The following is a 15,999-nucleotide window of genomic DNA, read 5'->3' on the forward strand; positions in this document are numbered from 1 at the left end:
AAAATTTACAATAAATAACTTTGGTACAACCTATTTTTTCTACATTTGATTTCGCAAAACCGAAACCATGAGTTCTAAAACTGAGCCGAAAATATTTTTTGACTACAACCGAAAGAATATCGATGATAACACATTGATCTCTTTATATAAAGGGATGCTAAAACCTCGACTAATAGAAGAGAAAATGCTCATTCTTTTACGACAAGGCAAGGTTTCAAAGTGGTTTAGTGGTATTGGCCAGGAAGCGATTTCTGTTGGTATTACTTCAGTATTACACAAAGAGGAGTACATTCTTCCTATGCACCGAAACCTTGGAGTTTTTACAGGCCGTGACATTCCGCTGTACCGACTTTTCTCTCAGTGGCAGGGCAAGGCAAACGGTTTTACAAAAGGAAGAGATCGCAGTTTTCATTTTGGAACTCAGGAATTCAATATCGTTGGAATGATTTCACATCTGGGACCACAATTTGGTGTAGCAGATGGAATTGCACTTGGAAATTTGCTCAAAAAGAATAATCAGGTATGTGCTGTTTTTACTGGAGAAGGAGGCACTAGTGAAGGTGATATACATGAGTCTCTAAACGTTGCATCAGTTTGGAACTTACCCGTATTATTTTGTATTGAAAATAATGGCTACGGACTTTCAACACCTACCAGCGAACAATATAATTGTGAGAATTTAGCAGATCGTGGTATAGGCTACGGAATGGAAAGTCATATAATCGAAGGCAATAATATACTTGAAGTCTATACTAAAGTAGGAGCTATTGTTGCGGACATGCGAAAGAATCCCAGACCAGTATTACTGGAGTTTAAGACCTTTAGAATGCGTGGACATGAGGAGGCAAGTGGCACTAAATATGTTCCAGACGCATTAATGGACGAATGGGGAATGCGGGATCCACTCATTAATTTTGAAAATTATTTACTTTCTGAAAATATTATTTCTGAAACTGAAATCGAACTTTTTAAAAATGAAATTTCTCAAGAGATTAGTGAAAACTTAGATCTAGCCTTCAATGAGCCAGCTATTTCTTCAACTGAAAGTGATGAATTACATGATGTGTATCAAATAAATACATATCAAGGAGTTAGGCCTAATTCAGATACTGAAGAATTGCGCCTTATTGATGCTATTTCACAAGGACTGAAACAGTCGATGCAACGTCATGATTCGACAGTGATTATGGGTCAGGATATCGCAGAGTACGGAGGTGTTTTTAAAATAACGGAAGGATTTTTAGAGGCATTTGGTAAAGATCGTGTGCGAAATACACCTATCTGTGAATCAGCAATTATTTCAGCAGCTATGGGACTATCTATTAACGGATTCAAAGCGATCGTAGAAATGCAGTTTGCAGATTTTGTTACTTCTGGATTTAATCCTATAATTAATTATTTGGCAAAGTCTCACTATCGCTGGAACCAAAAAGCCGATGTCGTTATTCGAATGCCTTGTGGTGCTGGAGTAGGAGCGGGACCGTTTCATAGCCAAACCAATGAAGCCTGGTTTACACATACCCCTGGTTTAAAAGTTGTCTATCCAGCATTTCCTTATGATGCCAAAGGGTTGATTGCTTCAGCTATCGAAGATCCAAATCCTGTTTTATATTTTGAACACAAAGCTTTATATAGAAGTATTCGACAAGAAGTACCAACTGGATATTTCACAATCCCTATAGGAAAGGCAGCTCTCCTTAAAGAAGGTAATGACATATCTATTGTTACGTATGGTGCTGGTGTGCACTGGGCTTTAGAAACATTGGAAGAATCACCATCGATAAGTGCCGATCTTTTGGATTTAAGAACACTTTCACCTTTGGATACTGAAGCTATTTTTACTTCAGTTAAAAAAACGGGTAAAGTGATTATTCTTCAGGAAGATTCAATGTTTGGAGGAATGGCAAGTGATATTTCTGCTTTAATATCTGAAAACTGTTTTGAAGCGCTAGATGCCCCTATCAAGAGGGTGGCGAGTTTAGAAACGCCTATACCTTTTGCTGCTAATTTAGAGACTCAGTACCTTCCACGCCAGCGATTTAAAGATGCGCTTAACAATTTATTAGCTTATTAATTCTTTAACACTTTTGGTTAAATTTTAGACAAAGACACTTGTTTTAGGAATGTGCTACTGTACCTTAGTATCATTATTAACCAATAAAAACTCACAACATGGTACGCTGGATCATTATTTTTTTAGTAATTGCAATCATTGCAGCAATTTTTGGATTTGGGGGCATCGCAGAAGGTGCAACTGATATCGCAATGATTATTTTTTGGATCTTTTTAGTCTTATTAGTACTCTCATTACTTTCAAGACTTTTCAGAAGATAATTTATAATAAACCTAACTTTTTTTAAAAACGTAAACAACATGAAGAAAATACTTCTATTAACAGTGGTGGCTGCACTCGCTTTTGCGTGCGGAACACCTAAGACTGTACAGGAATCGCGAAAGGTAATCAAGGGAAATTGGATGTTAGACAACATCACTTATAACCAATCAGGTACATTTAACGTAAAGCTATTAGATGATACTAGTAAAGAATGCTTTGAAGGTACAACATGGAGATTTATTCCTAATAACAATACGGGAGTTTATACTGTGAACAATAGTGATTGTCCAACAGGAGATCGGTACTTTATTTTTGCAATTCAAGAAATAAATCAGACAACTGGTCTTTATGACTTTTTATTAAAGCCTACCGATTCTAAAGGTAAATCTGAAGAAAAATTAGGCTTTAGAATGCGTCTATCTCAACTGAATGAAAATTCAATGCAATGGGAACAGACCGTAACTCTTGAAGGAAAACCTTTCAAAATTAAAATGAACTTTTCTAAATTAACTGAATAATGAAAAATATAATAAAACAAATATCGATAGTAGCTTTTGCTGCAGTATTAGCCATTAGTTTCACAAGTTGTGAAGCCACACGTAACGCCAATAATAAACAAAAAGGTGCCGTAATAGGTGCTGCCAGTGGTGCCATTCTTGGTGCTGTAATTGGTAATAATGTTGGTAAAGGTGGAAATGGAGAACTTGGAGCTGTAATTGGTGGTGTCGTAGGTGGTACTGCTGGAGTCCTTATTGGTAACAAAATGGACAAGCAAGCTCAAAAAATTGAAACTGAAATTCCAGGAGCTCAGGTAGAACGTGTGGATGACGGAATTGTAGTTACATTTGATGAAAATAGTGGTGTGTATTTTGACACTGCAAAATATAACCTTAATGCAGCTTCTATGGCTACATTAGATAAACTCACAGGTGTACTACGCGAATATCCAGACACCAATGTGCTAGTAGTAGGACATACCGACAGTGTTGGTTCAGACGAATCGAATATGTTATTGTCACAACGTAGAGCTCAATCTGTAACTACCTATTTTACAACAACAAAAGGGTTAAATAGTGGTCGTTTTACGACCAACTGGTACGGAGAATCTGCTCCTGTAGGAGATAATTCAACTGCCGAAGGTAGAGCGCAAAATAGACGTGTGAATGTGGTAATCGTTCCAAATGAAAAAATGATATCTGATGCTGAAAAAGAAGCAAACGGAGGTCAATAATTTAGAATACCAATAAATTTAAAATCCCGAAGCAATTTTGTTTCGGGATTTTTTTTATTCTGAAGATTTAATCCGTTCTTTAAATGGTGAGTGAAATTGCAGAATTTGATATACTAATTATAGGGGGCGGACTCGCAGGTCTCACCTGCGCATTACATCTTTCCAAGTCTACTAACAAAAGGATTGCTCTTATTGAAAAGTATTCGTATCCGCATCATAAGGTTTGTGGCGAATATATTTCTAATGAAGTTATTTTATATTTAAATAATCTTGGTATTGATCCTATAGCAGAAGGCGCAAAGAACATTACCAATTTTGAACTTAGTACGGTAAATGGAAAAAAATTAAAAACAAAGTTACCGTTGGGAGGCTTCGGAATGAGCAGATATGCCATAGATGATTTGCTGTACCGTGAAGTAAGGAAAACAACACATATGATTTTTGATACAGTCACAACTGTTGAATTTTCTTCGGAAAGATTTACCGTTCACACACAATTAAAATCTGTATATAAAGCTACCTATATTGTAGGAGCTTTCGGCAAACGATCTAATTTGGATGTTTTTTTAAACCGAAAATTTATACAGAAAAAAACTCCTTGGATGGCTGTCAAAGCACATTATGAATATAATTTCCCTGAAGATACTGTAGCACTCCATAACTTTAAAGGAGGGTATTGCGGGCTTTCTAAAATCGAAAGTGGTTGGGTCAATGCATGTTACTTAGCTACAGTTTCATCATTTAAAAAATATAAATCTATTGAAACTTTTCAGAAGAAAAGACTTTCAGAAAATAAACACTTAAAGCATTTTTTTGAAACCGCCATATTGAAGTTTGAAAAACCACTTACCATTAGTCAAATTAGTTTTGAAGAAAAAGAACCTGTAGAAAACCATATTTTTATGGTAGGCGATAGTGCCGGTTTAATTCATCCCCTTTGTGGCAATGGTATGGCTATGGCAATCCATAGTGCCAAGTTATTTTCAGAATTATTTATTCAAAATAAGCAGGGTCGAGCCACTCTCGAAGAAACCTATGCAAACGCATGGAACAATACATTTTCAGGTCGGCTAAAAGCGGGAAGGCGAATTCAAAAATTATTATTAAATCCATATTCGAGTGCGATTAGTTATAGAGTAATACGTCTATTCCCATCACTTATTCCTTGGATCATTCAAAAAACACACGGGAGCCCCATACAATGAAGGTAAAATTTACTAATAGATTTCGTTCAACACAACCTGAGATTATGGATAATTTTATGTTGTCTGGTAACGAGTTAGACTTGCTTCTCAATGATTTGAAAACAGTAAACAGCTATTTAGGCGGACGGGCATTAACTCTTAATGCTCTTAAAAAATTATTAACCCAATGCAATCGTAAAACAGAGATTACTATTATGGATATTGGCTGTGGAGATGGAGAAATGTTGCGATTGTGTGCAGAATATGGCCAGCAAAAAGGATTTATATTTAAGCTAATTGGAGTAGATGCAAATCAAAATATTATTACCATTGCCCAAGAAAAATCCAGTGCGTATAAAAATATTGAGTATTACTGTTGTGAAGTTTCTTCAAAACAATTTGAGAATTTAGAATTTGATATTGCTCTTTGTACCTTATTTCTGCATCACATCCCAGAATCTCAAATACCTCTATTATTAAAGAAAATTTGCAGTCAGTCGAAAGTAGGTGTTATTATTAACGACTTACATCGCTCGTGGTTTGCATTTCAATTGTTTAAGGTGTTTAGCTTCTTTTTTATTAGAACAAAGATCGCCAAACATGATGGACTTGTATCTGTTGCTAGAGCTTTTAAAAGAAAAGATTTAGAAGATCAGCAAGACCGTATAAAAGGTGTAACTTCAACAATGCAATGGAAATGGGCCTTTAGATGGCAATGGATCCTTCAGAAAACTAACTAGTACACGTAAAATAGCTTTATGAGCGTAAGAATAAAAACAGTAGCAAAACAACTTCCAAAATATACTAGACATATTAATGAAATCATGCCTTTTGTGGAAGCATGGCTCGAAGGACAAGAAGATAGATTTAAACGTAAAGTGCTAAAGATCTTTGAGGGAGCAGGAGTGGATAGGCGCTATTCTATCATGGATGCGCATGAAGTTTTTATGGACTATTCATTAGAAGAGCGTAACGAAATTTATCGAAAAGAAGTCATTAAACTTGGTAAGCAAAGTCTGGAAAAAGCAGTAGCTAAAACCCAATGGAAGCCTACAGATCTCGATTTTATTATTACCGTAAGTTGTACCGGCATCATGATTCCTTCAGTAGATGCCTACCTTATTAATGAGCTTGGGTTACGACAAGATATAGTTCGATTACCTGTAACCGAAATGGGTTGCGCTGCAGGTGTTTCAGGAATTATTTATGCCTATAATTTTTTAAAAGCGAACCCTGGAAAACGAGCTGCAGTTATTGCGCTCGAATCTCCAACGGCAACGTTTCAGTTACACGACTATAGTATGGTTAACATTGTAAGTGCTGCGATTTTTGGAGATGGTGCCGCTTGTACACTTCTTTCATCGCATGAAGAAGACGATGGCCCTAAGATAGTAGACGAAGCCATGTATCACTTTTACGATGCAACGCATATGATGGGTTTTAAACTGGTTAATACTGGACTTCAAATGATTTTAGATAAAAGTGTGCCTGAGAAGATTGCAGCGCATTTTCCAGAAATTGTTAATCCGTTTCTGGAGCGAAATGGAAAAACAATCGACGATATTGATCATCTTATTTTTCACCCCGGTGGAAAAAAAATAGTGCAAACGGTGGAGCAACTCTTTGGCAGTAAAGGGAAGAATATTGACGATACTAAAGAAGTATTGCGATTGTATGGCAACATGAGTAGTGCTACAGTGTTGTATGTTTTAGAGCGATTTATGGATAAAAAACCTAAGAAAGGTGACTTAGGTTTAATGCTGAGCTTCGGACCTGGATTTTCAGCACAGCGTATCTTATTAGAATGGTAATTAATACGCTTAAATAGCCGTTGTTTTCTTCGGAAATGTCTAATTTTATCAAAAATCTTTTACAGTAATTTGAAACCATACGCATTAATTTTAGGAGGAAGTAGCGGACTAGGACTAGCAACAGCTCACAAACTGGCAGCCCATAATTTTAATATTTGTATCGTTCACCGTGACCGAAAGAGCAGTCTACCGAAATTGGCCGAAGAAGTAAAAAAAATGAAAGCTCATGGAGTTGAAGTATATACATTTAACAAAGATGCAATGTCTTCGGAAACTTATGCCGAAGTAGTAGCTTCGTTACCCGATCAAAGTGTTTCTGTATTAATTCATAGTGTTGCCAAAGGGAGTTTAAAACCCATGCATACACAGCAAGGTCCCGAACTCTCAAAACAGGATTTTGATTTGACCATTCATAGTATGGCAACCAGTTGGTACGAATGGACAAAACTCTTACTGAAGCAAAACAAATTTAGTCAAGATGTAAGAAATATCGCGTTTACCAGTGAGGGGAATACAAAAGTATGGCCGGGTTATGGAGCAGTTTCCGCAGCAAAAGTAACTTTGGAAGCTTTAATGAGAAACATGGCGGTAGAACTTGCTTCTGTTGGAATTAAAAGTAACTGCATACAAGCTGGAACAACACAGACGGCTTCGTTTGCTATGATTCCAGGAAGTGATCAACTTGCAGATGCCGCAGCTCAAAGAAATCCGTTTCAGCGTATGACAACGCCCCAAGATGTTGCTAATGTTGTATATTTATTAACTCGTGAAGAAGCAAAATGGATCAACGGGGTGATCTTAAAAGTAGATGGAGGCGAGAGCCTTAGATAAAAAAAATTAAGAATTATTAAGTGAGCGATTACAGTCACATACTTTCAAAATTACCGTATACCAAACCCTTCCTCTTTGTGGATCATATTGATTCCCTTTCCGAAGCAGGAATCACGGGAAGGTATCAATTTAAGAAAGACGAATTTTTTTACGAAGGACATTTTAAAGATAACCCAATTACACCTGGTGTGATAATTACCGAGTGTATGGCTCAAATCGGACTCGTGTGTTTGGGAATGTCCCTACTAAAAGAAGACGAGTTGCAAGGTGCTCAGGTAGCACTCACGACTACCAACATGGAGTTTCTGGCACCTGTATTCCCAAATGAAAAAGTAACCGTTGTTTCAGAAAAGGTGTACTTTCGATTTCATAAATTAAAATGCAACGTGAAAATGATCAATGAGAAAGGTATTGTTGTTTGTAAAGGAATCATCACCGGAATGTTAGTACCCGCAACATATGAAAAGAAATAGAGTAGTAGTAACAGGTCTTGGAGTGGTAGCACCTAATGGTGTTTCAGTTTCAGAATTTAACGAAGCCATTCAACAAGGAAAGTCTGGAATCGAATACTTTCCACACCTTAAAGAACTAAATTTTTCCTGTTGCATAGGTGGAATCCCAAAAATTTCCGAAGAAAAAAAACGAGACTATTTTACAGAATTACAACTTCGTAATTTTAACAGTTCTGGGATATTGTATGGCGTCATTGCAGCCATGGACGCCATATATGATGCTGGGATCACAATTGATGAAACAAATCCAGAACCCAACTGGGATCTAGGAATTGTATTTGGCACCGGAAGCAGTGGAGTTGATAAATTCAAAGAAGCTATTTATAAACTGGATGCCGGAAAAGTAAGACGTTTGGGAAGTACAGCCGTGGTGCAGACCATGATGAGCGGTGTCACAGCCTACCTAACAGGAATGACAGGGGCTGGCAATATGGTTACTACAAATTCGACTGCATGTGCAACAGGAACCGAAGCTATTTTAATAGGCCATGAGCGTATTGCCAGTGGAAAAGCGACTCAAATGCTTTGCGGAAGCACGAATGACTCTGGAGAGCTTATCTGGGGTGGATTTGATGCATTAAAAGTTATTACTTACAAACATAACGATTCACCTACTGAAGGCTCACGACCTATGAGTGAAACAGCTAGCGGATTTGTTCCAGGGAGTGGGGCAGGAGCTTTGTTTTTAGAATCACTGGAAAGCGCTCAAAAAAGAGGGGCAAAAATATATGCCGAAGTGTTAGGAGGCTCGGTCAATAGTGGGGGACAACGTGGCGAGGGAAGTATGACCGCCCCCAATAGTATTGCCGTGCAGCGCTGTATTACAGATGCATTGAAAGATTCTGGTGTTGAAGGAAAAGATATTGACTATATAAATGGGCATTTAACCGCGACACTTAAAGATCCGCTTGAAATTAAAAACTGGTGTGACGCCTTAGGGAGAACTGGTTCAGATTTTCCTTATATTAATTCTTTAAAATCGATGATAGGTCATAGTCTGGCTGCCAGCGGAAGTATTGAAGCCGTTTCAACCATATTACAACTACATCATGGCTATGTGTTTCCAAGTATTAACAGTGAGGATTTACATCCTGAGATTGCACAAATGATTGCTCCTGAAAAAATTCCGCAGAAAAAGATAGCTGCGAACTTAAATATTGTCGCAAAAGCGAGTTTTGGTTTTGGTGATGTCAATGCGTGTGTTATCTTTGGCAAAAACATAAGATGACAACCGAAGCCATATACGCAAAATTGCTACCTATTGTAAAGACGTATCTTCCCGAAGATGTAGTTGTAGAAGACATTAAACCTGAAAGTGACCTTACCGAAGATCTTAACATCAATTCAGTGAATTTGGTGGATATCGTATTGGATGTAGAAGATGCTTTTGATATCGAATTGGAAAATGATGATATTGAAACTCTCCGTACGGTTAATGATGCCATTGCCATTATTAAAACAAAAGTATCCTAAGTTGTGTTTCACACTGCTTTTCCTGAGATCCAACCACAAATTCTTGCTGTAAAAGTAACTGCCAATGGCGAACGTTTGGTACGTCAACACCATCCCTGGATTTTTTCTGAAAGTATTACTAAAATCAATAAGGACGGACATGCGGGAGATATCGCTATCATCTTCAGCCATTCAAAAAATAGACCTATAGGTGTTGGTTTGTACGATCCACAAAGTGACATTCGAATTAAGATGCTTCATTTTGGTAGCGGCGCAACCCTTAATGCTGAATTCTTTTCTGAAAAAATAACGCATGCCTACAAGCTTCGGTTAAAATTATTAGAAACTGAAACAAATAGTTACCGCCTGCTTTTTGGTGAGAACGATGGATTTCCAGGCTTTATAGTTGATGTCTATGCACAGGTGATGGTGGTAAAATTGTATTCTGAAATATGGTTGCCCTATTTTGAAACTATCCTGAAGGAATTACTAGCTACTACTAAAGCCGAAACAGTAGTATTACGTCTTAGCAGAAAGTTACAGGAATCAAAAAAAGTAAGCGCTCTACAATTACATGACGGACAAATACTCTTTGGTATTTTAAAGGATGAAAATGTATTATTTGTTGAACACGGGATCAATTTTGCTGCTAATGTCATTCAGGGTCATAAAACTGGCTATTTTCTGGATCATCGTGAAAACAGAAGAAGAGTTGGTATACTATCAAGAAATAAAACTGTTTTAGATGTATTTAGCTATGCGGGTGGGTTTTCGGTGCATGCGTTAGCGAATGGAGCTACAGAAGTGACTAGTGTCGATATAAGCAAGCAAGCGTTGGAAGTAGCTTCAGAAAATGCGACATTAAATATTAACTCAGGGAAGCATCTTACACTTTGTGGTGATGCATTTGTTATTTTACAGGAATTGATTTCAGAAGGAAAACAATACGATGTGGTTGTTATTGATCCTCCCAGTTTTGCAAAAAACAAGAAAGAAATAAAAATAGCATTAAAAAAATATGCGCAACTTGCTAGGTTGGGGATTGACTTAACAAAAAAAAGAGGAAAGTTGATCCTTGCTTCTTGTAGTTCTAGAGTGGTTGCTGAAGATTTTTTTAAGATCAATAGCGAGGCATTAAAAAGTCAGAAGCGACGATTTGAAGTTCAATTAAAAACCCAACATGATATTGACCATCCTGTTACGTTCCCTGAAGGAGCCTATCTTAAAACAGCTTATTATAAACTCCTAGACTAAAAAAGCCGATGTAAAAAATCGGCTTCCAATTTCTAAAGTATATAGTTTATTTACCTTCAGGTTTAATCACAGGTTTTTCTGTATGCACTGTTTTTTCTAGCCCTGCAGAATCGACACCAAAAAAGGCGATAACATCTGTAGGATTTTGAATCTGCATCGTTTTGGTACCATTGATAGCGATGGGATTGGACAATACTTCATTGTCATTCTGAAGAATTTTTAACCAGTCATCTGTGCTAAACTCGCTAGTATCATCTGCTTTAACCATTCGTTTGTCAACCAAATCACCTACTTTCTTACCCAAAGCTTCTGCCAATTCTGCCCAAACCGTATCTGCAACTTTAGTTTCTGCAATATTAATTGCTAGCAGATTATTTCTAACAGGTGTTAAGTAGGAAAGCGTATGCTTTCCCAAGCGGGTATTACTACTATAAATTAAAGTATATTGTTTATCGTCTCTGGCAAGTACGCTCATTGGTTTCATCTATTAGTACGTTTGCATTTTACTTTTTTTCTTCTGAAGCTGTCTTTCAACTTCACCAGCAGCCTCGGCTAATGCAGATTCTAAGGACCCATTATTAGCTTCTGCGAATATAGTGCTCTTAGGAATGTTTATTCTAATTTCACAGATCATTCCTGTTTCTGGAGAACTTGTATTTTCTTTTTTAAAATATACATCTGAGTTCACAATAAAATCAAACTTATTTTCAAGTTTATTTAATTTTTCGGTTGCTAAAGCTTCTAATCTAGGGCTTGCAGAAATGTCTTTGTATTCGAAGTTAATATTCATAATTATCGTATTTGGAATTGAATCTTAAATATACGCAGCTTAGCTTGGCTTACCAAAAATTTAATACATCTTTATGACCTACACGATGGTTTCCTCTTTATCTGTCACTGGAATATAAATAGAAGCAAGAACTCCACCTGCCAAAGCGATAAAAATAACACTTAGCGAAAGCCATTCAGGGATTTCTACGTGATGCGAAATAAGCATCTTAACACCAACAAAACTTAGAATAATTACTAAGCTATAATTAATGTATCTAAATTTCTTCAGCATTCTGGAAATTAAAAAATACATGGAGCGTAACCCTAAAATAGCCAATATATTAGAAGTGAAAACTATAAAGGGATCTGCAGTAATTGCCAAGATGGCGGGAATACTATCTAATGCAAAAAGGATATCCGTAAGTTCGATAATCAATAATGCAAGAAATAATGGAGTCGCTGCACGAATTCCCATTCTACGTATAAAAAATTTGTCCCCTTCGATTTTATGAGTGACAGGAAAAAGTTTCCGAAGCCATTTATATACTTTAGATTTTTTTGGATCGAAATCGGTATCGGAAGAAGTCAGCATTTTATAGGCTGTATATAACAAGAAAACCCCAAAAACATAAATAATCCAATCAAACTTATTAATTAGGGTTACCCCAAATAAAATCATTAAAGCTCTAAAGATAATTGCCCCTAAAATTCCCCAAAACAGAACTCTATGTTGGTACTTATCTGGAATATTAAAAGATGAAAAGATTACCGCTATGACAAAGACATTGTCAATACTTAAGGATAATTCAATTAAATATCCAGTAATGTATTTTAAAACAGCAGATTGTGCAGTAAGATTTGTAGGATTTTCTACTAACCCTTGGCTAAATAACCAATAAACTACACCTGAAAAACTAAGTGCTACACTCACCCAAACTGCTGTCCAGATGGATGCTTCTTTTGTCTTTATTACATGTGCTTTCTTATTAAATACCCCTAAGTCTAACGCCAAGAATAAAATGATAACCGCTATAAAAATTCCCCAGACCCACATAGTTTTTTGAGCAAATGTACTCGACAGCATACAAATTATTCTAAGTAAAAAGTTAAATCCTTCAAATTCCGTTAATTCTTTTATAAAGATTATTAAACAGAATGGTTTTGACCGTACCTTTAAGAAAAAGCTATAATTATGATTACTGAAAAAATAAAAAAACAGACTCCAACCGAATATGAAATTCATCCTCTTGTAAAAGAGCGCTGGAGCCCGAGAGCATTCTCTTCTAAGATAATAACCGATACAGACATCCATCAATTATTGGAAGCTGGAAGATGGGCCCCAAGCTCAAATAATCTTCAGCCATGGCGAATTATTTGGGGATTGGAAGGAACAGAAACATATAATAGAATATTTGATTGTCTCGTAGAATTTAATCAAGGCTGGGCAAAAGGTGCTCCTGCGTTAATGCTCGGTGCGATTAAAAAAGATATGAAAGATGGAAAAGAGAATTTCCATGCCTTACACGATTTAGGATTATTTATGGGTAATGTGTTGACACAAGCACAATCCATGAATATTGCTCTCCATCAAATGGCGGGAATTGATTACGAAAAAGCAGCGAAAGAGTTTGGGTTTCCAGATAATTACCATGTTGCGACTGCTACTGCTATAGGATACTATGGCGGAAATCCCGCGAGTCTCCCTTCAGATCTGCAAGAACAAGAAACAAAAGAAAAAAGAGAACGCAAATCTCAAAACGAATTTGCTTTTAATGGAAACTTTAAAAAATAAAATCATGAGCACAGAACAAAACAAAAAAGACCATGCCGATTTTCAATCGGATTACAATCAGTCTAAAAATTTTACAAAAACAGCAAAAGCTGAAGACCTTAAGCCTACAGGCAAAGGAAAAGTTAAATTATCTTCAGATGCTTCTTTAAATGAAAGTGACAAAAAGAAGATTTCAGATGCCATGGATAAAATGCGTCGCGGATTGGAAAACACAGACGAAAGAATTTCACAAAAAGAAGAAGAGTAAACCAACAATTTAAAAACTATGAAAGAGCAACCATTATTACAACCCTTACAATTAGGAGAACTTGAATTACCTAACCGTGTCGTCATGGCACCAATGACCAGAAGTAGAGCAAAAAATAAAGATTCAGCCCCTACCGAAGATCTTCACGTACCCTACTATACGCAAAGAGCAACGGCCGGACTTATTATTACAGAAGGTTCACAAGTTTCAAAAAGAGCCGTTGGATATGTATATACTGCAGGAATCCATTCAAAAGCACAGATAGAAGGCTGGAAAAAAGTGACAAAATCGGTGCATGATGCCGGAGGTAGAATTTTTATTCAGTTATGGCACGTAGGTCGAATTTCACATCCCGATTTCCACGATGGGGAATTGCCTTGGGCACCTTCAGCAATTAATCCTGAAGAAAAAGTATTTACCCCAGACGGTCAAAAAGAGACTGTGACTCCAAAAGAAATGACTCAAGAGGATATCGAAATTACTAAACAGGAGTTTGTCCAGGCGACCAAGAATGCGGTCGAAGCGGGGTTTGATGGTGTTGAGATTCATTCTTCTAATGGCTATTTATTTCACCAATTCTTTAGTTCTTTCAGCAATAAAAGAAAAGATTCGTATGGTGGAAGCGAAGAAAACAGAGCACGTTTCTTTTTTGAAACACTTGATGCTATGAAAGAAGTTATCCCAGAACATAAGATTGGTGCAAGATTTAATCCTTCCCTTCATGGTACCTTCGGAATGGAAGTAGTAAAGGATACCATCCCAACATTCGACTATATAATTAAAAAATTAAGTGACGACTATAATCTAGCGTATATACATTTATCTGAACCCTTTACAGATGTAAGTAACGTCCCGTATGCAGTTTGCGACATTGCAAAGCGATACCGACCTATGTGCAAAGGAAATCTTATGATCAACACTGGTTTTACTCAATCTACAGGTAATAAAGTAATTCGCGACGGTGATGCCGATTTGGTAGCGTTTGCAAAATTATATGTTTCCAATCCAGATCTTGTAGGTCGTTTTAGAGAAGAAGCAGACACGAGTGGGTGGGATAAAGATACTTTCTATACCCAAGGTAAAGAAGGCTATATCGATTATGAAGCCGAAACACGGGATTTAATTCCTTCGGAATAATTAAAACTAATTTAAAAATCATCCGCATAGCGGACAAACATATGAAAAATAGAACAATAATGGGCGGATTTAGAACCATCAATCCAGCTACCGAAAAAGTAATTAAAGAATATACATATATGACAGATGACGAGGCTTCTGAAGCTATCGAAAAATGTCATAAAGCGTTTATAAAATGGAAAACAAAATCGCTTACTCAACGTGGAAAAGTGATTAAGGCCATTGGGGAAAAATTAATGGAACGCCGCGAAGAGTTTGCAAAACTGATGACTCAGGAAATGGGAAAAGTGATCAAACACGGCTTTCAAGAAGTCAAATTGTGCGCTGGCTTATGTGAGTATACCGCAGAACAAGGTGCTAAAGAGTTAGAGGATGAAGAACGTGAGTTGCCAGAAGGAGGGAAGGGTATCATTACCTATGCTCCAATAGGGGTAGTCTATGGAATCCAACCCTGGAATTTTCCCTGTTACCAAGCAATTCGATATGCGATTGCTAATTTAATGGCAGGTAATGGAGTGTTATTAAAACATGCCGAAAATTGTACGGGTTCTGGTCTATTTCTGAAAGAGGTATTTGAAGAAGCAGGATTGCCCAAAGATTTGTTTACAGTGTTAATCATCGACCACGAACAATCGAATACTGTCATAGAAAATGAATTCGTGAGAGGCGTAACCCTAACAGGAAGTGCTGAAGCCGGTAAAGTAGTCGCTCAAAAAGCAGCGAGTGTTTTAAAGAAAACGGTTCTCGAATTAGGAAGTAACGATGCTTATTTAGTCTTAGATGATGCAGATATAGCGTTAGCTGCAGAAACCTGTGTGCAGGGTCGAATTTACAATAATGGTGAAACCTGTGTGGCTGCAAAACGTTTTGTGGTGGTGGAAAGTGTGTACGATAAATTTAAAAAGGCTTTTGTGAAGGGAATGAAAGGTGTTGAAACAGGAGATCCAACAAAAAGAGAAACTGGATTAGGACCCATGGCAAGAGAAGACTTGCGTGAAAAGTTACACAATCAAGTTGAGAAAAGTGTAGAAAATGGAGCTGAAATTTTAACAGGAGGGAAACTACCTAAAGGAAAAGGATTTTTCTACCCAGCCACTGTCTTAGCTAATGTAAAACCTGGTCAGCCAGCTTACGATGAAGAATTGTTTGGACCAGTAGCTTCACTAATTAAAGCAAAAGATAATACCGATGCCATGCGCATAGCCAATGATAGCCGATTTGGATTGGGTGGCGGGATTTTCAGTAAAAATGAAAAGAAAGCGATAGAATTGGCACAGCAGCACTTTGATACTGGAATGGTCTTTATCAATAGCTTTGGACTTGCACAGCCTAATATGCCCTTTGGAGGCGTTAAAGATAGTGGCTACGGAAGAGAACATGGAGGTTTTGGTATTAAGGAATTTGTTAATGTAAAAGCAGTCATGTCATTAAATTCATAAGTT

19 protein-coding genes are annotated in these 15,999 nt (G+C 37.0%); 16 read left to right on the forward strand and 3 right to left on the reverse strand.

The annotated features are described in order from the left end of the window. Nucleotides 1–67 precede the first annotated feature (67 nt). The 12 genes from ACFQO1_RS05665 to ACFQO1_RS05720 all read left to right on the forward strand — a co-directional run bounded on the left by ACFQO1_RS05665 (nucleotide 68) and on the right by ACFQO1_RS05720 (nucleotide 10,610). Nucleotides 68–2,074 carry an alpha-ketoacid dehydrogenase subunit alpha/beta gene (locus ACFQO1_RS05665; protein WP_380217012.1) on the forward strand — a complete coding sequence of 669 codons (2,007 nt, stop codon included), beginning with the start codon at nucleotides 68–70 and terminating at the stop codon, nucleotides 2,072–2,074. A 98-nt stretch (nucleotides 2,075–2,172) separates the two neighbouring features. Beyond that, nucleotides 2,173–2,334, forward strand: coding sequence for a DUF1328 family protein (locus ACFQO1_RS05670; protein WP_116693629.1), 162 nt, complete (start codon nucleotides 2,173–2,175; stop codon nucleotides 2,332–2,334). Between the two features lie 39 nt (nucleotides 2,335–2,373). After that, a complete protein-coding gene (locus tag ACFQO1_RS05675) occupies nucleotides 2,374–2,853 on the forward strand; it encodes a lipocalin family protein (RefSeq protein ID WP_380217013.1) in 480 nt (159 codons plus the stop codon). Next, nucleotides 2,853–3,566: a YiaD family glycine zipper/OmpA-like lipoprotein gene (locus ACFQO1_RS05680; RefSeq protein ID WP_380217014.1), complete on the forward strand. Its 714-nt coding sequence runs from the start codon at nucleotides 2,853–2,855 to the stop codon at nucleotides 3,564–3,566. The genes ACFQO1_RS05675 and ACFQO1_RS05680 overlap by 1 nt, the downstream gene beginning before the upstream one ends. An 83-nt stretch (nucleotides 3,567–3,649) precedes the next feature. Beyond that, nucleotides 3,650–4,771, forward strand: coding sequence for an NAD(P)/FAD-dependent oxidoreductase (locus ACFQO1_RS05685; protein ID WP_380217015.1), 1,122 nt, complete (start codon nucleotides 3,650–3,652; stop codon nucleotides 4,769–4,771). A 44-nt stretch (nucleotides 4,772–4,815) separates the two neighbouring features. Next, a complete protein-coding gene (locus tag ACFQO1_RS05690; protein WP_380217016.1) occupies nucleotides 4,816–5,490 on the forward strand; it encodes a methyltransferase domain-containing protein in 675 nt (224 codons plus the stop codon). Nucleotides 5,491–5,508: 18 nt separating this feature from the next. Further along, nucleotides 5,509–6,561, forward strand: a complete 1,053-nt coding sequence (locus ACFQO1_RS05695) for a type III polyketide synthase (protein WP_380217017.1) — start codon at nucleotides 5,509–5,511, stop codon at nucleotides 6,559–6,561. 69 nt (nucleotides 6,562–6,630) lie between these two features. Further along, nucleotides 6,631–7,392 (forward strand): SDR family oxidoreductase, encoded by a 762-nt coding sequence (locus ACFQO1_RS05700; protein WP_380217018.1) that lies wholly within the window; start codon nucleotides 6,631–6,633, stop codon nucleotides 7,390–7,392. A gap of 20 nt (nucleotides 7,393–7,412) precedes the next feature. Further along, nucleotides 7,413–7,865, forward strand: coding sequence for a 3-hydroxyacyl-ACP dehydratase FabZ family protein (locus tag ACFQO1_RS05705; protein ID WP_380217019.1), 453 nt, complete (start codon nucleotides 7,413–7,415; stop codon nucleotides 7,863–7,865). Continuing rightward, complete coding sequence (locus ACFQO1_RS05710; RefSeq protein ID WP_380217020.1) at nucleotides 7,852–9,132, forward strand: beta-ketoacyl-[acyl-carrier-protein] synthase family protein; 1,281 nt, start codon at nucleotides 7,852–7,854, stop codon at nucleotides 9,130–9,132. The genes ACFQO1_RS05705 and ACFQO1_RS05710 overlap by 14 nt, the downstream gene beginning before the upstream one ends. Continuing rightward, nucleotides 9,129–9,377 (forward strand): acyl carrier protein, encoded by a 249-nt coding sequence (locus ACFQO1_RS05715; protein ID WP_380217021.1) that lies wholly within the window; start codon nucleotides 9,129–9,131, stop codon nucleotides 9,375–9,377. Before ACFQO1_RS05710 ends, ACFQO1_RS05715 begins: the two co-directional genes overlap by 4 nt. 3 nt (nucleotides 9,378–9,380) lie before the next feature. Beyond that, on the forward strand, nucleotides 9,381–10,610 hold the full coding sequence (locus tag ACFQO1_RS05720; RefSeq protein WP_380217022.1) for a class I SAM-dependent rRNA methyltransferase: 1,230 nt from the start codon (nucleotides 9,381–9,383) through the stop codon (nucleotides 10,608–10,610). A gap of 46 nt (nucleotides 10,611–10,656) precedes the next feature. Here ACFQO1_RS05720 and ACFQO1_RS05725 read toward each other — a convergent pair whose 3' ends face one another. The 3 genes from ACFQO1_RS05725 to ACFQO1_RS05735 all read right to left on the reverse strand — a co-directional run bounded on the left by ACFQO1_RS05725 (nucleotide 10,657) and on the right by ACFQO1_RS05735 (nucleotide 12,435). Beyond that, on the reverse strand, nucleotides 10,657–11,085 hold the full coding sequence (locus tag ACFQO1_RS05725) for an arsenate reductase family protein (protein WP_380217023.1): 429 nt from the start codon (nucleotides 11,083–11,085) through the stop codon (nucleotides 10,657–10,659). Between the two features lie 12 nt (nucleotides 11,086–11,097). Next, nucleotides 11,098–11,400, reverse strand: coding sequence for a ribosome hibernation-promoting factor, HPF/YfiA family (gene hpf / locus ACFQO1_RS05730; protein ID WP_380217024.1), 303 nt, complete (start codon nucleotides 11,398–11,400; stop codon nucleotides 11,098–11,100). A 78-nt stretch (nucleotides 11,401–11,478) separates the two neighbouring features. Then, entirely contained in the window at nucleotides 11,479–12,435 is a 957-nt protein-coding gene (locus tag ACFQO1_RS05735) for a TerC family protein (RefSeq protein WP_380217221.1), read from the reverse strand. Nucleotides 12,436–12,573: 138 nt separating this feature from the next. On the opposite strand from ACFQO1_RS05735, the gene ACFQO1_RS05740 reads away from it, so the two are divergent. From ACFQO1_RS05740 to ACFQO1_RS05755, 4 genes are read left to right on the forward strand one after another with little or no spacing between them, the layout of a single operon-like run. After that, the gene (locus ACFQO1_RS05740; RefSeq protein ID WP_380217025.1) at nucleotides 12,574–13,173 is read left to right on the forward strand and encodes a nitroreductase family protein; all 600 of its coding nucleotides are present in this window, start codon (nucleotides 12,574–12,576) and stop codon (nucleotides 13,171–13,173) included. A 4-nt stretch (nucleotides 13,174–13,177) separates the two neighbouring features. Then, complete coding sequence (locus ACFQO1_RS05745; RefSeq protein WP_380217026.1) at nucleotides 13,178–13,420, forward strand: hypothetical protein; 243 nt, start codon at nucleotides 13,178–13,180, stop codon at nucleotides 13,418–13,420. Nucleotides 13,421–13,438: 18 nt separating this feature from the next. Continuing rightward, the gene (locus tag ACFQO1_RS05750) at nucleotides 13,439–14,557 is read left to right on the forward strand and encodes an alkene reductase (RefSeq protein ID WP_380217027.1); all 1,119 of its coding nucleotides are present in this window, start codon (nucleotides 13,439–13,441) and stop codon (nucleotides 14,555–14,557) included. 41 nt (nucleotides 14,558–14,598) lie between these two features. After that, nucleotides 14,599–15,996 (forward strand): NAD-dependent succinate-semialdehyde dehydrogenase, encoded by a 1,398-nt coding sequence (locus ACFQO1_RS05755; protein ID WP_380217028.1) that lies wholly within the window; start codon nucleotides 14,599–14,601, stop codon nucleotides 15,994–15,996. Nucleotides 15,997–15,999 lie beyond the last annotated feature (3 nt).

The sequence above is a fragment of the Jejudonia soesokkakensis genome (genome assembly GCF_042664795.1).
Lineage (GTDB): Bacteria > Bacteroidota > Bacteroidia > Flavobacteriales > Flavobacteriaceae > Jejudonia > Jejudonia soesokkakensis.